Below are 16,414 nucleotides of genomic sequence, written 5' to 3' on the forward strand. Positions count from 1 at the left end.
CCCCGTCGTTCAGGGCAGCCGCGCGATCTGCGTGCGCAGCAGCGCGTAGAAGCCCTCGATGTCGGCCTCGCTGATCCACAGCGTATTGGGCGTGCGGCGGTTGTAGCCGCGAAAGTCGACCACCGTCGCGCCGGTTGTGAACTCGCCCTTCGTTTCCACATCCACGCTCACCTTCGCGCCCTTGAACAGCTCGGGCTGCAGCAGGTAGGCGATGACGCAGGGGTCGTAGATCGGCCCCACCGCCAGGCCCCGGCGGCGCAGGCCGTAGGCCATCATCGAATCGAAGATGTCCGCCACCACCTTGCCGGCGTTGTTGCCCATGGCCCGGAAGGGCGCGATGCGCTCGGGCGTCAGCAGCACGCGGCGCGCTGCATCGTGCGAGATGGCCGTCACCGGCACGCCGCTGCGGAACACGATCGATGCGGCCTCGGGGTCGGCGTAGATATTGAAGGTGGCGGCCGGCGTGATGTTGCCGCCCACGCCCCAGGAGCCGTCCATCACCACGATCTCGGCAATGGCGGGCTTGATGTCGGGCGCCGCGTTGAGCGCCGCCGCGAAGTTGGTGAGCGGCGCCAGCCCCACGAGCGTGATGCTCTTCGGCGGCGCGGCACGCAGCGTCTCGATCAGGTACTGCACCGCATGCGTGGGCATCAGCTGTCCACGCGGCTCGTGCAGCACGGGGCCTTCCATGCCGGTCTTGCCGTGCACGTCGTCGGCAAAGATCGGTTCGCGCACCAGCGGACGCGGGTAGCCGGCGTACACCGGAATGTCGGGCCGATTGGCCCAGTCGCGCACCATGCGCGCATTCTTCTCGGTCACGGTGAGCGGCAGGTTGCCCACGCTCACGGTCAGCGCCTTGATGTCAAGCCTGTCGGTCGCGGCCATGGCCATCAGCAGCGCGATGGCGTCGTCCTGGCCGGGGTCGGTGTCGATGATGACCTGGCGCTTGCCCGGCGCGGCGGGCGGCAGTTGCGTGGCCGGCGTGCCGGCCAGCGCCTGTGCCAGCGCGGCCGGGGTGTTGGACTGCGCGAAGGCCATGCCGGCCATGCTGGCGGCGGAAGCGACGAGCGCGCGGCGGGACAGCAAGGTCTTCATGGCGCGCTCACTCCTTGATGTTGGCGGTCTGCACGATCTTCTGGTTGCGCGCGTACTCGGCCTGCACGAATTTTCCGAACGACTCGGCCGTGCCGCTGCCCGGCAATGCGCCTTGCTCCATCAGCTTGCTGCGCACGCCTTCTTCCTGCAGCACCGCATTGAGTTCATGGTTGATCTGCGCGACCACGGCCGGCGGCGTCTTCGCGGGCGCGAAGATGCCGGTCCAGCTCACCATGTCGAAGCCCTTGAGGCCGGGCATCTCGTCGAATGTGGGCACGTTGGGCAGCGCGGCCAGCCGCTTGCTGCTGGTGATGCCCAGCGCCTTCAGCCGCTTGCCGTTCACATGCGGAATGGCGCTGGTGCTCACCAGCATGGCCAGGTCGACCTGGTCGCCGATCACGTCCGTGGCGATCTGCGCGCCGCCGCGGTAGGGCACATGCGTCACGAAGATGCCGCTGCGCTCCTTCAGCAACTCCATCGCCAGTTGCAGCACGGTGCCCACGCCCGAGGTCGCGTAGTTGTACTTGCCGGGCTTGGCCTTCGCGAGCTTCACGAAGTCGGTGAAGGTCTGGGCTTCGAGGCCGGGCCGCGCGACCAGCACCATCGGCGCGGTGTTGAGCAGGCCGACCGGTGCCAGGTCTTTCAGCGGGTCGAAGCGAAAGGCGGTCGGGTTGACCAGCTTGCCGATGGCGATGGCGCTGTCGGGCCCCACCACCAGCGTGTAGCCGTCGGGCGTGGCGTTCACGGCCTTGGCCACGCCGATGGCGCCGCCCGCGCCGCTCACGTTCTCGATCACCACCGACTGCTTGAGCCGCTCGCCGAGCCGCTGGGCAACGAGCCGGGCGTTCACATCCACGCTGCCGCCGGCTGTGTAGGGAACGATCAGCGTGATCGGCTTGGCGCTCGGCCATGCCTGCGCGAGCGCAGCGGTGGGCAGGGCGGCGCAGAGCGCGGCGGCGAGGAGCAGGCGGCGGAGCGTGTTCATGGCGTGGGCAATCAAAGGGTCGAGGAAGTGGGTGCAGTGTCGAGGCGGGCGCGCAGGGTGTCGAAGGCCTCGCTCCATTGCGTGCGCCATGCGCGGCGCTGCGTGTCGTCGATCCAGGCGCCGTCCAGGCCGTTGTGCATGAAGCCGCGCAGGTCGTCGAGGTTGAAGCCGAAGTCGCGCACCATCATCAGCCAGGCCTGCGTAGGCGTGACCTTGTGCAGCGTCGGGTCGTCGGTGTTGGGGTGGATGCGAAGGCCCAGGCCGGGCATCTTGCGGATCGGATGATCGAGCGCCCAGCGCTCGGGCGGCAGCGTGCGCAGGTAGTAGGAGTTGGTGGGCACCACGGTGAAGATCACGCCGCGCTCTGCGCATTGGCGCGCGAAGTCGGGCTGGTCGACCACCGTGTAGCCGTGGTCGATGCGGTCCACCTGCAGCTCGTCGAGCGCGGTGCGCACATTGGTCCAGGGCATGCCGAACTCGCCGGCATGCGCGGTGGTCTTGAGGCCGGCCTTCTTCGCATCCGCATAGGCCTGTGTGAAAAGCTCGGGCGGGCGGTCGTTCTCGCGGTAGTCGATGCCGATGCCGATCACTTCGTCGCAACGATGGGCCTTGACCCACTCGACCATCTCCACGGCCGCCTCGGGGCTGGCCTCGCGGTCGATGGCGGCGATGAGCCGGCCGACGATGCCGAATTCCTGCTGCGCATCATGAATCGCGCGGACGATGGCGCTCTGTGCCATGGCGTAGGGAATGCCGGAGCCGTGCACCGTGCCGGTCGGGTTCCAGAAGAACTCGGCGTAGCGCACGTTGTGCGAGGCCGCGTCCTGCAGGTATTCGAGCGTGAGCTGGTAGAGGTCGCCGGCGCTGCGCACCAGTTGCGCGTCGAGTGCGCGCAGCACGCGCAGCACGCCAACCGGCTTTTCGCCGCGTGCGTAGAAGCTTTCGATCTCGTCGGCGGCCAGCGGCGCGCCGGCGCGCAGGTTGAGCTGCTTGAAGGTCTCGTGGCGCACGGTGCCGAACAGGTGGCAATGCAGCTCGGCCTTGGGAATCGCATGGAGCATGGATTCCAGCGTGAAGGGCGTGGAGGTGGGGGCGGCGCTGGTCATGCTGACCAGTCTAGGCATCGGGTCCTCATAAGGAAAATTTTGAATTTCTATAATTTGATTCACTGAATCAATAACCGGAGTCGACAACCGGGATGACGCCCATGGCCACCTTGCCCCTGCGTGCGCTCACGCTGCGCCAGTTGCAGTTCTTCTCGGTGCTGGTCGAAGAAGGCCAGTTCGGGCGCGCGGCGCGTCGGCTGGCGATCACGCAGCCCGCCTTGAGCAATGCCATCAAGCAGATGGAAAAGCTGCTCGGTGCAGAGCTGCTGACCCGCTCCACCCACCGGCTCGAACTCACGCCGGTGGGTGCTGAAGTGCTGGCGCGCACCGATTTCCTCGTCAACACCTTCGAGGTGGCGCTGCGCGACATCGAGAGCACGGTGCAGCGCGGGCGGGCTTTCGTGCGCGTGGGCGTGATCCCCTCGGCCAGCGCACGCGTCGCGGCGGCGGCCAGTGAATTCCTGAAAGGCGGGCAGCGCGACGTGGAACTGGCCTGGCGCGATGCGCCCTCGACCACGCTGCTGGCCGAGCTGCGCAGCGGCCAGCTCGACATGGCGGTCGCTGCCATCACAGAGCCGCCGGGCGGGCTTACCTGCATCGACCTGTTCCGCGACCCGCTGGTGCTGGTGGTGCGGCGCGACCACGCACTGGCTGCCGCAGGCGACGCGAACTGGGAAGCCATCGGCAAGGAGCGGCTGGTGCTGTTCGAGAGCGGCAGCATGCCGGCGCTGGGCAACCCGGCGCGCGCACAGTTCGCGCAGGGCGCGGAGCCCTACCGCGTGAGCTATTCCGAAACCCTCTACGCGCTGGTGCGCAGCGGGCAGGCGCTCGGGTTGATGCCGCGCCTGTACACCGCGTCGTTGCGCGACGACCCCGAGCTGGTGGTCGTGCCGCTGCTGAAGCCGCTTGTCGAACGCCGCGTGGTGCTGGCCTACCTGCCGGGGCCGATGCGCAACGTGGTGGCGCAGGAGCTGATCGCCTTCCTGCGTGACCGGCTGCCACAGGCCGGTGAGGCGACCGCGCGGCGCATGACCAAGGGCACGCGGGCACGGCGCTAGGCTTGCTTGCTTCGACGGGCTCAGGTCATCTGCGCTTCCTGCCTGAAGCGCGCCAGCGTCCAGCCGTTGCCGAGCAGGAACATGCGCGTGTGAAGCCCGGCGAGCGTGACATCGTCGATCTCGGGGCCGAGGTAACTCAGGCGCTTGTCGCGCAGGTCGACGAATCCGGCCTCGCAATGGCGGGCGAGGCTCTGCCAGAGCGCGTTCGCGCCCGGTGATTGCCGCGCGCCGCTCATCAGGCAGATCCCGCTGGCCAGGGCCCAGCGGTAGACCGCCGTGGCGAGCCCGCGCCGCTGGTAGGCCGGGTCGTACTGCGAGTGCGGCGCGCGGATGTGGCGGTCGGCCCTGCGGCCCAGCTCGATCAGCCGGTTGAAGACCGTGTAGCCAACGAGCCGTTCGCGGCGAAGGTCTTCGATGTAGACGTAGATCTCGCCATCCGCTTGGCGAAAGCGCACTCGCAGATCGGCATCGTTCGGCGTGAGCAGGGGCAGGTCGTGCAGACGGTCGGCCATGGCGCGCATGCGTTCGTAGACGGGCGTGAGGGGTTCGCTCGGTCTGCCTTTCTTCGGATCGACGTCGATGCGCAGTTCGGCCGGCCGCGGGGTCCGAAGGGGGAGGGAAGCGAAGACAGGCAATGCAAATGCCATGGCGCCCTCACTGCTTCAGAACTGGCGTCAACACGCCGTGAGCCACAGGCTCTGCCTTGACGGGCGAGGCCATGCCACTCCCGCGCGGCACGACCAGCACGTCGCTCGCGGACCACTTCAGCACGCGCTGCGCCACGCTGCCGAACACGAAATCGATGATGGCGGAGCGCCCGTGCTTGCCGACCACCAGAAGCTCTGCCTTCGAGTACTGCTGCTGGACCGCCGCCTGCCGCGCCGGGTCGCCCTGGCCGATTGCGGAGACCACGCGGTTGCGCCGCGCGGTCGACGAGTCGGACAGCGAGAGCATCCGCTCGCGCGCATGGCGTGCGCAGGCATGGCGCAGGGACTTGATGGCGTAGTCGGACACATCCGCGTAGCGCAGCTTGCCCTCGTGCATCGTGTTGAGCGCATGAAAGAGTTCGACCTCGGCCGCGCTGTCGAAAGCCCAGGCCAACTCGACCAGATGCCTCGATTCATCCGTGAGGTCGACCGCCACCAGGATTCGCCGGTAGCGCGTGGCCGCATCGAGGCGCGCGACCAGAACCGGCTTGCGCGCGGCGCGCAGCAATCGCTCCACGGGCTGCCCGTGGAAGAGGGCGAGGGTGCAAGGGGCGCGCACGTCGCCGACCACCAGCAGGTCGGACCAGCGCGCTTCCTGCGCGATGGCTTCCAGATGGCCGCTCGTGTCGTCGACTTTCTTGACCAGGATGCCGAAGTCCTCGGCCATTTCGACGGCCAGGCCCGCCAGATGGCGCGTGGCATGCGCGCCCGTTTCGGTGGCGCCCGTGAAGGCCGTGGGCGCGTACATGAGCTTCAGCAGTGCGCCGTGTTCCGCGGCAATCGCTGCCGCGCGTCGAACCGTGCGATGGCCCCGCGCGGACAGGTCGGTGATCGCGAGGATGGATTGGATATGCATGCTTGTGTTCCTTCCGCAGGGGAAAGCAGGCTGCGCGGCCACAGCGTTGCTGCGGCGGCGAGCCGGAAGATCGGGAGGGGGACGGCGAGAGCGCGACCGTGCGCGAACGCAACCCGTCAGAGGCGAACGGGTGCTACCGCGCGGGGCTGTGGCCCGACGGTCGATGGATGGCGCTGTAAAGGGGGAGGCTGACCGCCGGGCTCAGGGATGTGCGAGGGTCAGCTCTGACCTTGCCGTCACCGCCGCATGCACGACCGCGCGCGATTCGCTCGACGCCAGCGACCTGTGGTCGACCGGAGAGCGGTTCTTGCTGCGGATGAAAGCCTTGCGTTGCATATGGGCCCGAGTGTAGGAAGGCCCACGCCGATCCGCAATCAAAGGCCCCGCACCCTCTGCCAGATTGAATGAGGCGCTGCGGCCTCAGTGCAGTTCGGCTGCGGCGTAGATGGTTTCGCGCACGCGCGGATAGATCTGCGCGTTCCATTTGCTGCCGCTGAACACGCCGTAGTGGCCCACGCCGGCCTGCAGGTGATGGGTCTTGAGATACGGGCGGATGCCGGTGCAGAGGTCTTGCGCCGCGACCGTCTGGCCCACCGCGCAGATGTCGTCGCGCTCGCCTTCCACCGTCAGCAGCGCGGTGCGGCGGATGGCGGCGGGGTTCACGGTGCGGTCGCCCACGGTGAGCACGCCGCGCGGCAGGTCGTAGGTCTGGAACACGCGCTCGACGGTCTCCAGGTAGAACTCGGCCGGCAGGTCGTTCACCGCAAGGTACTCGTCGTAGAAGCTGCCGATGGTGCGGGCCTTCTCGATGTCGCCTTCGACGAGGTGGGTGACCATGTCCTGGAACTGCTTCTTGTGGCGCTCGGGGTTCATGCTCATGAAGGCCGAGAGCTGCAGGAAGCCGGGGTACACGCGCCGCATCACGCCCGCATGCGGCCACGGCACATGGCTGATGAGGTTGCGCCGGAACCATTCGATGGGCTTGCTGGTGGCCAGCGTGTTCACGCCGGTCGGGTTGATGCGGCAATCGACCGGGCCGGCCATCAGCGTGAGGCTGCGTGGCGTTGCGGGGTTGTCGTCCTCGGCCATGAGGGCGGTGGCGGCCAGCGCGGCCACGCAGGGCTGGCACACCGCGACCATGTGGCCGCCAGGGCCGATGGTTTCGAGGAAGCGGATGAGCTGCAGTGTGTAGTCGTCGAGGCTGAAGCCGCCATGCCACAGCGGCACGTCGCGCGCGTTGTGCCAGTCGGTCAGGTACACGTCGTGGTCGCGCAGCAGGGTGCGCACGGTTTCGCGCAGCAAGGTCGCGAAATGGCCCGAGAGTGGTGCAACCAGCAGCACAGGCGGGTGCACGGCCTTGATGTCCTTGCGGAAATGCAGCAGCGTGCCGAAGGGCGAAACGAGGGTTTTCTCTTCGTGGACAGCCACTTGTGTGCCATCGACCGTCACGGTGTCGATGCCGTAGGGCGGCCGCGAATGGGTCAGCCGCATGCGCGAGAACACCTCGAACTGGGCCGCCATGCGCCGCATGATGGTGCGCTCGGTGCCGTCCTGCCAGAGTGCCTTGCCCAGGTACTGCGCCGTGAGCCGCGAGGGCGAGAGAAGGTCGGCTTGGTTCTGATAGGCCCGGTACAGCATGCAGGAGGTGCAGGCAAGTTGCGGGCCAGCCGGGTGGCATGGCGCTTGCACGCAGTCTTGCATCGTCAAGGAGCGTCCGATGGCCAAACCCGTTCTCACCATCAGCAGCAAGAACTACGGCGCGTGGTCGCTGCGCGGCTGGCTGATGTGCAGGCTGGCGGGCCTGGACTTCAGCGAGAAGATCATTCCGCCCGACGACCCGGCCATGAAGGCCGAAATGCTGCTGCTGTCGTCGTCGATGCTCGTGCCTTCGCTGCAGCACGGCAGCGTGAAGGTGTGGGACACGCTGGCCATCGGCGAGTACCTCAACGAGATCAAGCCCAAGGCCGGACTGCTGCCGGCCGACATTGCAGCCCGCGCCCATTGCCGCGCGATCTGCGGCGAGATGCATTCGGGCTTCGGCTCGATGCGCGGCGCGCTGCCGATGAACATCAAGGCGCACTTCAAGAGCTTCAAGGTGTGGTCGCGCGCGCAGTCCGACATCGACCGCATCGTCGCGATCTGGCGCGAATGCCTCAAGGCCTATGGCGGGCCTTTCCTGTTCGGCAAGCAGCCGGGCATCGCCGACGCGATGTACGCGCCGGTGGTCACACGTTTCCTGAGCTACGACGTGGCGCTCGACAGCGTGTGCGCCGCGTATTGCAAGCGCGTGATGGAACTGCCGGCCATGCAGGAGTGGGTGGCGGCCGCGAAGCAGGAGCCTGAAGAGATCGACGAACTCGACGCGGAGTTCTGACCGCGGATCTCAGTGCCTGAACATCCGCAGGTCGAGCACGCTTTCGTTGCCCAGCCACATGGCGTGGGTGGTGTGGTCGGCAAAGTCGTCGCCCGTCACGCCGTGCACGAAGATGTCGAGGCCGTCGCGGTTGGCGTCCAGCCATTCGATCACCTGGTCAAACTCGGCGGCATCGAAGGCGAGCTGGCAGCTCCAGTGCGGATGCGGGCCCACGAGCCGTTCGTGCACGCGGCCCACGACCACCATCAGCTCATGGCCCGCCCGCTCGCAGAGCGCGCGCGCCTGCGCCAGCGTGGCGGGTGCGAAGTAGACGTGGGCGTGGTACTGGGCGTAGAGGTTTTCGGGGCGGCGCGGCATGGTGTGCTCATTGTGGCCCCAAGCGCGCCAATCGGAATCGCCCGCTGTAGCGGAAGACATCGCCGAACCAGTGGTGGCGCAGCAGCATCTTCATGGTGAAGTGGTCGGGGTCGGAAGGATCGGGCCGCTCCTCGACGTAGGCGGTGCCCAGCAGCAGGCCCAGCGGCAGCGGAATGCGCAGGCCGGCAATGCGCCAGATGTAGCCCAGGTCGCGGAACACCAGTGCGCCTTCTTCGGCGCTCACCGCCAGCCGCATGCCGATGCCGAAGCGCACGTACTCGATCACTTCGCTGCCCTGCGCGGGCGTGTGCTCCATGTGCGAGCGGAAGTGGAAGTCCGGCCGACCCTTGAAGTGGAAGACGCGGTCCCAGTACAGGTGGGGGTTGTGGGGGTGGCATCGGTAGTGCACTTCGATCGGCACATCGGTGCCGGTGTGAGGCACCAGCGCGCCGAAGAGGCGGCCGAAGGGCATCAGCAGCGCAGCCCAGGGTGAGTGATGGACTTCGCTCATCGTGCCGCGAACGCACACGTAGTCGTCGGAGAACGGAGTCATCGTGTAGTGGCGCCGGATCACGTCGCCGAGCTGGTCCCATGCGGGCCCCAGCGCCTGCTGGAAGACGGGTTGCGTGTTGTTCTTCGTCATCCTGCGGCCGCCACTGTGCTTTCGCTGCGCGCCTTGTAGAAGCGCAGGATGTGTTCCGCGCCATCGCCCAGCAGGAACTGCAGGACCGGGTCGGCATACCAGTTGAAGCGCGTGCTCACGCGCCACGACACGTCGATGCGCAACTCGGTGCCGCCGTTGCGCGGTGTCAGCGTGTAGGTGGAGTCGCGCAGGTCGAAGTACTGGCCGCCGATCATGACGTGGTCGTCCAGCGCGCCGGCAGGGAAGGAGTCGGGCGTGAAGCGGTAGCGCCACTTCAGCACGCGGCCCGGTTGCCAGTCGGTGATGATTTCGTCGAAGTGCACGTTCTTTTGCCACTGCACCTGGCGCACGCGGCCCTCGGGCGTATCGACGGTCACGCCGGACACCGGCATCGGCACGCCGATGCGGTAGGCCCAGGCATCGCCGACTTCGCTCGGGCGGATGTCGCGCGCGTCGTTCAGCTCGTGCCACACGCGCTCGGTGGGCGCGGCGATGAAGAGCGTGCGAGAGGTGTAGGAGAACTGGTCGGGGTCGGGCAGTTGGGGCTCGATGGCTCCGAGTATCAGCGGCAGCATCGCGAAGCTGTACAGCGCGGGCTTGGGCCAGTTCGTGATGCGGCACACGATGCCCATTGCAAGGCCGCCAACGCTGCCCATGACCGCGAACAGCGGGATGATCACGATCGCGCAGATCAGGCCTTCGATGAAGATCGCCAGGGTGCCGGTCACGAACAGTGCGGTGGAGACCCAGGGCGCCCAGAGGTAGTAGCCCCAGCTGCGCCGTTCGGTGCGCTCGGCCATGTAGACCGTGACCGCGCCGCAAAGCGAGGGCACGAAATAGACGAAGGAGCCGAGCATCGGCGAGAAGCGGTGGCCCGGTCCGCCGCTGAAGGCAATGCGCAGCAGCAGCGCGACCGCCGCGCCGGCCAGCAGGGGCCAGAACCAGGCGAAGGGCATGCGGCGACGGGGTTCATCAGTCGGCTCGCCGTCGTTGGGTGTGGCGGGCGCCAGTTCGGACAGGCGGGTGTCTTCGTGTTCTGTGCTCATGGGCTCCTGTGCTCCTTGTCGTCTGATTGTTGCGTTGTGTTTGACGTTTGTTGTTCAGGGCGACGCTCCCGCCGACACGGTGCTCTTTTTCGCGAATGTCCCCCGCTTCGCTCCTCCTTTATTTAGCTAAAAAGAGCCCCGTATCGGCGTGAGCGTTATGCGGAGCAGTCGTTGATCGGCGATCACCAGCAGCGTGCCCCTGTGCGAATGACACCGGGTGCTCCCCGCAGCGAAATAAAGGAGGAGCGAAGCGGGGGACATTCGCGGAGGGGAGCTCCTGGTGTCATTCGCACTCGCCTCGAACAGCAGCGCCAAAGAACTCAGGCACTGCGAGTAGCCGTCACCATCCCGTAGTCGAAGTCCCGCCAGAACATGCCGAGCGCCAGCGCGCAGTAACTCGCCACGATGTGCTTGCGGCGCCAGGGGCTCAGCCGGCCGCGCGCCTTCCAGAGTTCGGCCAGCGTGAACCGCGTGGCCAGCACGGGGATGTGCAGCGCGCTGGGCGCGATACGCCAGCGCAGCGACTTGAACTGGATGTCCTCGAAGCCGTTGTTGCGCAGAGCGGCAGTGAAGTCTTCGCGCATGGCCAGCGTCGGCACGGCCCAGCTGTCGGCCCACAGGCGATGCAGCCAGCCGGCGATGCGACCGGGCTTCTTGCGCAGCAGGAAACCGTCGATCACCACCAGCCGTGCGCCGGGCTTCAGCAGACGCGCGGCCTCGCGCACGAAGTCGACCTTGGCGGTGCCCTCGGCGTAGCAGGCGCTTTCGAGGGCCCAGGCGCCATCGGCCTGCGCGGCGGGCAGGCCGGTGCGCGTGTAGTCGGCTTCGATGTGCGCGACGCGATCGGCCACGCCGGCCTTGGCGTCGAGCCGCGCGGCGATGCCGTTTTGTACCGGTACGTTGGTCACTGTGACCGCATAGAGCGAAGCGTCGTCGCCGACCAGCGTGCGCGCGGTGGCGCCGGCGCCGCAGCCCAGGTCGAGTACGCAGCGGCGCTGCGAAGGGCTCGCCGCTTCATCGAGCTTGAGCGCCCGGCCGACCGCACGATTCATCTCCACCAGCATGCCTTCGCGCCGCAGCGGGTTGAGGCCGAGGCGCCAGAAGCCGAAGTGCATGTTGTAGCTCGGGCTCCAGGCGCTGTAGTCGACGGCGACCTCGGTGAAGTAGTCCTGCGTGTCTTCGCGTGTGATCGGCGAGGCCATCGCGGGTCGTGCCGCTTCGGACGTGCCGGGCATGCGGAAGTCGGGCTGGAAGACGTTGGGCATCGAGGCTCCTTCGGACGTTGGTTTCTTGTGATTCCCAGGGGGCGTGACAGCGTGATTCGTTCGTTCTCAGACGCGGCAGTTGTCGTCTGCGCAGGTGACCGGCGCGATGGCGCCACGTCCCACGAGCCGCGCGACAAGCCATCGCGGCAGCCGGTAGCGGTTGCGCGCGAGCCCGGCGTAGGCACGATCGGCCAGCGCCCCGACGAGCGGCAGGTCAAGCAGGAAGCCGCCAGCCGGCAGGCCCACCGCCGTGCGGCAGGCGCGGATGGCGCCGACGCCGGACAGCACGCGGCCGCTGGCATCGACCGCGTGCATCGCCGTCATCAGCGCTTCACGCGGGGCCGGGCCGCCTGAGAAGTCGGTGGGCGAGCAATCGACAAGATCCAGCCGACCGGCTGCGTCGCGCGCCTTCATGGCGCCCATTTCGGCCACGCAAAGCGCGCAGGTGGCGTCGAAGTAGACGGTGAGCGGGTACGTGACGAGGGCGGTGCTGGTCATGGCGTTCTTTTTTCTCGATATTTCAGTTGAAACAGAAATTGATAGGCAAAAAAAAGAGAACTCAGATCATCGGAAGACTGGCGTGGTGCGCGTCGGGGTCTTCGCCCTTGCCACCGCTGCCACCCTTGTCCGTGGACGCGGCATCACCACGCACGAACTTCTGCACGCTGGCACCCAGTGTCAGCACCTTGTCGAGCGTGCCGGGCGACAGCCGCAGCATCTCGTCGGCCCAGGTCGCGAGCTTGTCCATGAGTTCCATGGTGGATCGGATGCGGTCCTGCGCGTCGGCCGGTTCCTTCTGGAAGTCGGGGCTGGTGACCAGCTCGCGCAGCATGCGGACCGTGGGGTCGAACTCGCGCTCCTTGCGCTCGCGAACGACCGTGCGGAACAGTTCCCACACGTCGACGCTGGTCTCGAAATAGTCGCGGCGGTCGCCCATGGTGTGGGTGACGCGCACGAGATTCCAGGCCTGCAGTTCTTTCAGGCTGTTGCTGACGTTGGAGCGCGCAACGCCCAGCGTGTCGGACAGCTCTTCGGCGTGCATCGGCTTGCCGTGGGCGAAGAGCAGTGCGTGGATTTGCGAGACGGTGCGGTTGACGCCCCACATGGACCCCATTTCGCCCCAGTGCAGGACGAACTTGCGTTGAATGTCAGTGAGTTCCATGGCCGTGAGTTTAGGATTTCCTATATTTCTGTCAATAGAGAAATGTAAAAACAGAGTGGTGCCTGCGAATCGGTGGAATACTGTATGAATAAACAGTAAATTCCACGCGAAGGATTTGCCATGCCCGCTGCCCAGGTTCCCATTCACATCATCAAGGGCCGTGGTGCGGCCACGCGGCTGGCGCACCGTTTCTCGAAGGACGAGCGCGACGCCTTCGACGACGGCTGGGGCACGCTCGAAGACGGCGCCGCCGAGGCCGAAGGCCTGATGCCGATTGCGACCGAAGTGCGCTTCGAGGACGTGAAGTCGGTGCTTACCGAAAACGACTCGCCCGACATCTACTTCGACCGCGCGCTCAATCCTTATCGCGGCTGCGAACACGGCTGCATCTACTGCTTTGCGCGGCCCACGCACAGCTACCTGAACCTTTCGCCCGGCCTGGACTTCGAGACCAAGCTGATCGCCAAGCGCAACATCGTCGAGGTGCTGCGCGCCGAACTCGGGCGCAAGAGCTATCGGCCGAGCCAGATCGCGATCGGCACCGCCACCGACTGCTACCAGCCCATCGAGCGCGAGTTGCGGCTCACGCGCTCGGTCATCGAACTGCTGAAAGAAGTGCGGCATCCCTTCGCGCTGGTCACCAAGTCGAGCGCGATCGAACGCGACCTCGACCTGATCGCGCCGATGGCGGCCGAGCACCTGGCGGCCGTGTACATCACCATCACCACGCTCGACGGCGAACTGGCCCGCAAGCTGGAGCCGCGCGCGGCCGCGCCGCATCGGCGCCTGCGCACCATCCGCACGCTGGCCGAGGCGGGCGTGCCGGTGGGCGTGAGCGTGGCGCCGCAGATTCCCTTCGTCACCGAAGACATGGAGCATGTGCTCGAAGCGGCATGGGAGGCGGGTGCACGCCGCGCCTTCTACACGGTGGTGCGGCTGCCATGGGAAGTGGCCCCGCTGTTCAAGGAATGGCTGGAGCTGCACTACCCGCAGCGCGCGGACCGCATCATGGCGCGCATCCACGACATGCGCGGCGGCAAGGACTACGACGCCGACTTCGCCACGCGCATGAAGGGCAGCGGGCTGTGGGCCGACCTGATCCACCAGCGCTTCCAGAAGGCGACGAATCGCCTGGGCTTCAACCGCGAGCGGATTCCGCTGGACCTCACCGCGTTCCGACCACCTGGCGCTGTGGGGCAGGGCAACCTTTTCTGACGCTCGCAGGCCGCCGGTCGCGCTCGCAAGCTCACTCCATCGTGGCGCCTGAGTTGCGAACCAGTTCCGCGGCCTCTGGCATCTGCTTTCTGACGAACAGCCAGTATTCGTCGATCGACAGCGGCCTGGCCGCAAGCGCGCCTTGGTCGGCGAACTGCTTCTGGATCTCCCGGCTCTCGATGGTCTTGATCAGCGCGGCGTTCAGCGTGTTCAGCGCAGGGCGCGGTGTGTTGGCGGGCGCGACGAGCCCGTACCAGCTGTCTGTGTAGAAGCCCGCCACGCCCGCTTCCTCGAAGGTGGGCACGTCGGGCAGGGCAGGCAGACGCTGTCGGGCCGCCACGGCCAGTGCACGCAGCTTTCCTGAACGAATGAAAGGAGTCGCTCCCGTGGTGATGATCGTGTCCACACGGCCCGCGATCAGTTCGACCATTGCCGGGGCCGTGCCCTTGAACGGTATGTGCGTCATATCGACGCCGGTGAGCTTCCTGAATGCGGCGGCGGCCATGTGCTGCGAAGAGCCGACGCCGGCCGAGCCGTAGTTCAGCTTGCCCGGGTTCGCCCGCGCGAACTGGACGAGGTCGTGCATCGTGTGGAACGCAGACGCCACGGGCACCAGCAAAGTCCCGGGCGACGTGCTGATCATGCCGACGGGAGCGAAGTCTTCCATGGGGCGGTAGCCGAGCTTCGGGTACAGCGCCGAGTTCCACCCATGTGATGCAACCGTGGCGAGCATGAGGGTGTAGCCATCGGGCCTGGCCCTTGCGACGAACTCGGAGCCGATGTTTCCGCCCGCACCCGGCCGGTTGTCCACGATGAGCTGCTGGCCGAGCAGCACCGACATCTGCGCGGCGATGGGCCTGGCCACGTTGTCCGCCGGGCCGCCGGCCGGCCATCCCACGACCAGGGTGATGGGGCGCGTGGGGTAGCCGGTCTGTGCGCGGACGCTCGCATGCGCTGCGCCGAGGGCGGCAAGGGCCACGCAGATCTGCCTGCGATTGAATCCGGAGGTGGTCTTCATGTTGTCTCCTAGTGCGAACGCAGGTCTGCCAGAAATTTGCGTGCGCGCTCGGTGCCAGGGTTGGAGAAGAAGCTCGTCGGTGAACCGGTCTCCAGCAGGCAACCCTGGTCCATGAACCAGACCTGGTCTGCCACCTCGCGCGCGAAGTTCATCTCGTGCGTCACGCACATCATCGTCATGCCGTCGCGGGCCAGCGACTTCATCACCTGCAGCACCTCGCCGACCATCTCGGGGTCAAGCGCGCTCGTCGGTTCGTCGAAGAGGATGGCCGGCGGATCCATCGCGAGCGCCCGGGCGATGGCCACGCGTTGCTGTTGGCCGCCCGACAACTGGCCCGGAAATGCGTCCGCCTTGGAAGCCAGGCCCACACGCTCGAGCAATTCGAGCGCGCGAGCCCTGGCCTGTGCGCGCTTCTGCTTGCGAACGTTCACAGGGCCCAGCATGATGTTCTGGGCCACCGACAGATGCGGAAACAGGTTGAAGCTCTGGAACACGAAGCCCACGTGGCTGCGAAATCTGTTGATGTCGAGCGATGGCGCGTTCACGTCCTGGCCGTCGAAACGGATGGTGCCGCCCTGGATGGTCTCCAGGCGGTTCACGGTGCGTATCAGCGTCGACTTACCGGACCCCGAAGGGCCGCAGACCACGACGACTTCGCCCTTGCGAACCTCCGCGCTGATGTCGTTCAGCGCGCGGTAGTCGCCATACCACTTGTTCACGAGATCGAAGGCGATGAGGGCAGGAGTGGGGGTCGAAGACATGTTCATGCGGCTTGCTCGGGTGCGATGGGCCCGGCGGCAGCGGGCGCAAGACCCGTCGCCGGCCGGAAGGTGCCTTCGCGCCGCGTGGCAATGCGGCGCTCCAGGAAGCGTGCCAGCCGCGTCAGCGAGAAGCACAGGCAGAAGTAGATGGCCGCAAGAATGAAGTACACCTGAAACGGCTGCGTCATGAGCGAGCTGTTGATCTGGTTGGCCGCGAACGTCACTTCGTTCACGCTGATCACGTAGCCCAGCGAGGTCTCCTTGATGGTGGAGACGAACTGGCTGACCAGCGCCGGCACCATGTTGTAGAGCGCCTGCGGCAGCAAGACCTTCGTCATCGTCTGGATGTAGCTCAGCCCCACGGCACGCGCCGCTTCGGTCTGCCCGCGCGGCAGTCCCTCGATGCCGGCGCGCACGATCTCGGCCAGGTAGGCCGCCTGATAGATCACCAGCGTGATCACCATGGTCGTGAACCCGCTCACCATGCGCCCGGTCAGCACGGGCACGAAGAAATAGACCCAGAAGATGAACATGAGCAGCGGCACGCCGCGCACCACGTAGATCACCGCCATGGCAGGCATGCGCAGCCAGCCGAAGGGGCTGATGCGTGCCAGCGCAATCGCAACGCCGAGGGGAAAGGCCAGCAGCAGGCCCAGCGCGGAGAGAACCAGCGTGATCGCCAGCCCGCCCAGCGGCCCGTTCGGGTACTGGCCGACCAGCAGCAGGACGCCGTACTCGCGCAGGATGGAGAAGATGCTGTCCACGG

The 16,414-nt window shown here is 66.8% G+C and carries 18 protein-coding genes; 3 read left to right on the top strand and 15 right to left on the bottom strand.

The window, feature by feature from the left end:
* Positions 1–9: 9 nt before the first annotated feature.
* From H7F35_RS22335 to H7F35_RS22345, 3 genes are read right to left on the bottom strand one after another with little or no spacing between them, the layout of a single operon-like run.
* Positions 10–1,095 carry a nucleoside hydrolase gene (locus H7F35_RS22335; RefSeq protein WP_187108766.1) on the bottom strand — a complete coding sequence of 362 codons (1,086 nt, stop codon included), beginning with the start codon at positions 1,093–1,095 and terminating at the stop codon, positions 10–12.
* Positions 1,096–1,102: 7 nt separating this feature from the next.
* Positions 1,103–2,080, bottom strand: a complete 978-nt coding sequence (locus H7F35_RS22340) for a Bug family tripartite tricarboxylate transporter substrate binding protein (RefSeq protein WP_187108767.1) — start codon at positions 2,078–2,080, stop codon at positions 1,103–1,105.
* 11 nt (positions 2,081–2,091) lie between these two features.
* Positions 2,092–3,204, bottom strand: a complete 1,113-nt coding sequence (locus tag H7F35_RS22345; protein WP_261803313.1) for an adenosine deaminase family protein — start codon at positions 3,202–3,204, stop codon at positions 2,092–2,094.
* An 83-nt stretch (positions 3,205–3,287) separates the two neighbouring features.
* Here H7F35_RS22345 and H7F35_RS22350 point away from each other — a divergent pair, with 83 nt between their 5' ends.
* Entirely contained in the window at positions 3,288–4,244 is a 957-nt protein-coding gene (locus H7F35_RS22350) for a LysR family transcriptional regulator (protein WP_187108768.1), read from the top strand.
* Positions 4,245–4,264: 20 nt separating this feature from the next.
* On the opposite strand, the gene H7F35_RS22355 is transcribed toward H7F35_RS22350, so the two are convergent.
* From H7F35_RS22355 to H7F35_RS22365, 3 genes are all read right to left on the bottom strand, one after another.
* Positions 4,265–4,891, bottom strand: coding sequence for a GNAT family N-acetyltransferase (locus H7F35_RS22355; RefSeq protein ID WP_187108769.1), 627 nt, complete (start codon positions 4,889–4,891; stop codon positions 4,265–4,267).
* 7 nt (positions 4,892–4,898) lie between these two features.
* A complete protein-coding gene (locus tag H7F35_RS22360; RefSeq protein ID WP_187108770.1) occupies positions 4,899–5,807 on the bottom strand; it encodes a universal stress protein in 909 nt (302 codons plus the stop codon).
* Between the two features lie 420 nt (positions 5,808–6,227).
* A complete protein-coding gene (locus H7F35_RS22365) occupies positions 6,228–7,445 on the bottom strand; it encodes a polyhydroxyalkanoate depolymerase (protein ID WP_187114370.1) in 1,218 nt (405 codons plus the stop codon).
* Positions 7,446–7,524: 79 nt separating this feature from the next.
* On the opposite strand from H7F35_RS22365, the gene H7F35_RS22370 reads away from it, so the two are divergent.
* Positions 7,525–8,181: a glutathione S-transferase gene (locus H7F35_RS22370; protein WP_187108771.1), complete on the top strand. Its 657-nt coding sequence runs from the start codon at positions 7,525–7,527 to the stop codon at positions 8,179–8,181.
* A gap of 9 nt (positions 8,182–8,190) precedes the next feature.
* Here H7F35_RS22370 and H7F35_RS22375 read toward each other — a convergent pair whose 3' ends face one another.
* From H7F35_RS22375 to H7F35_RS22400, 6 genes are all read right to left on the bottom strand, one after another.
* Positions 8,191–8,538 carry a DOPA 4,5-dioxygenase family protein gene (locus H7F35_RS22375; protein WP_187108772.1) on the bottom strand — a complete coding sequence of 116 codons (348 nt, stop codon included), beginning with the start codon at positions 8,536–8,538 and terminating at the stop codon, positions 8,191–8,193.
* Between the two features lie 7 nt (positions 8,539–8,545).
* A complete protein-coding gene (locus tag H7F35_RS22380) occupies positions 8,546–9,181 on the bottom strand; it encodes a DUF4166 domain-containing protein (RefSeq protein ID WP_187108773.1) in 636 nt (211 codons plus the stop codon).
* Positions 9,178–10,227 (bottom strand): SRPBCC domain-containing protein, encoded by a 1,050-nt coding sequence (locus H7F35_RS22385; RefSeq protein WP_187108774.1) that lies wholly within the window; start codon positions 10,225–10,227, stop codon positions 9,178–9,180. The genes H7F35_RS22380 and H7F35_RS22385 overlap by 4 nt, the downstream gene beginning before the upstream one ends.
* Before the next feature lie 320 nt (positions 10,228–10,547).
* A complete protein-coding gene (locus H7F35_RS22390; RefSeq protein WP_187108775.1) occupies positions 10,548–11,492 on the bottom strand; it encodes a class I SAM-dependent methyltransferase in 945 nt (314 codons plus the stop codon).
* A gap of 66 nt (positions 11,493–11,558) precedes the next feature.
* Positions 11,559–11,990: a thiol-disulfide oxidoreductase DCC family protein gene (locus tag H7F35_RS22395; RefSeq protein WP_187108776.1), complete on the bottom strand. Its 432-nt coding sequence runs from the start codon at positions 11,988–11,990 to the stop codon at positions 11,559–11,561.
* A 61-nt stretch (positions 11,991–12,051) separates the two neighbouring features.
* The gene (locus tag H7F35_RS22400; protein WP_187108777.1) at positions 12,052–12,654 is read right to left on the bottom strand and encodes a GbsR/MarR family transcriptional regulator; all 603 of its coding nucleotides are present in this window, start codon (positions 12,652–12,654) and stop codon (positions 12,052–12,054) included.
* Positions 12,655–12,774: 120 nt separating this feature from the next.
* On the opposite strand from H7F35_RS22400, the gene H7F35_RS22405 reads away from it, so the two are divergent.
* The gene (locus tag H7F35_RS22405) at positions 12,775–13,869 is read left to right on the top strand and encodes a PA0069 family radical SAM protein (protein ID WP_187108778.1); all 1,095 of its coding nucleotides are present in this window, start codon (positions 12,775–12,777) and stop codon (positions 13,867–13,869) included.
* A 31-nt stretch (positions 13,870–13,900) separates the two neighbouring features.
* Here H7F35_RS22405 and H7F35_RS22410 read toward each other — a convergent pair whose 3' ends face one another.
* From H7F35_RS22410 to H7F35_RS22420, 3 genes are read right to left on the bottom strand one after another with little or no spacing between them, the layout of a single operon-like run.
* A complete protein-coding gene (locus tag H7F35_RS22410) occupies positions 13,901–14,887 on the bottom strand; it encodes a Bug family tripartite tricarboxylate transporter substrate binding protein (RefSeq protein ID WP_187108779.1) in 987 nt (328 codons plus the stop codon).
* An 8-nt stretch (positions 14,888–14,895) separates the two neighbouring features.
* Positions 14,896–15,648: an amino acid ABC transporter ATP-binding protein gene (locus H7F35_RS22415; RefSeq protein ID WP_187114371.1), complete on the bottom strand. Its 753-nt coding sequence runs from the start codon at positions 15,646–15,648 to the stop codon at positions 14,896–14,898.
* A gap of 2 nt (positions 15,649–15,650) precedes the next feature.
* Positions 15,651–16,403, bottom strand: coding sequence for an amino acid ABC transporter permease (locus H7F35_RS22420; protein WP_222622051.1), 753 nt, complete (start codon positions 16,401–16,403; stop codon positions 15,651–15,653).
* Positions 16,404–16,414: the final 11 nt, after the last annotated feature.

The organism is Variovorax sp. PAMC26660 (assembly GCF_014302995.1).
In the GTDB taxonomy this organism is placed as follows: domain Bacteria; phylum Pseudomonadota; class Gammaproteobacteria; order Burkholderiales; family Burkholderiaceae_C; genus Variovorax.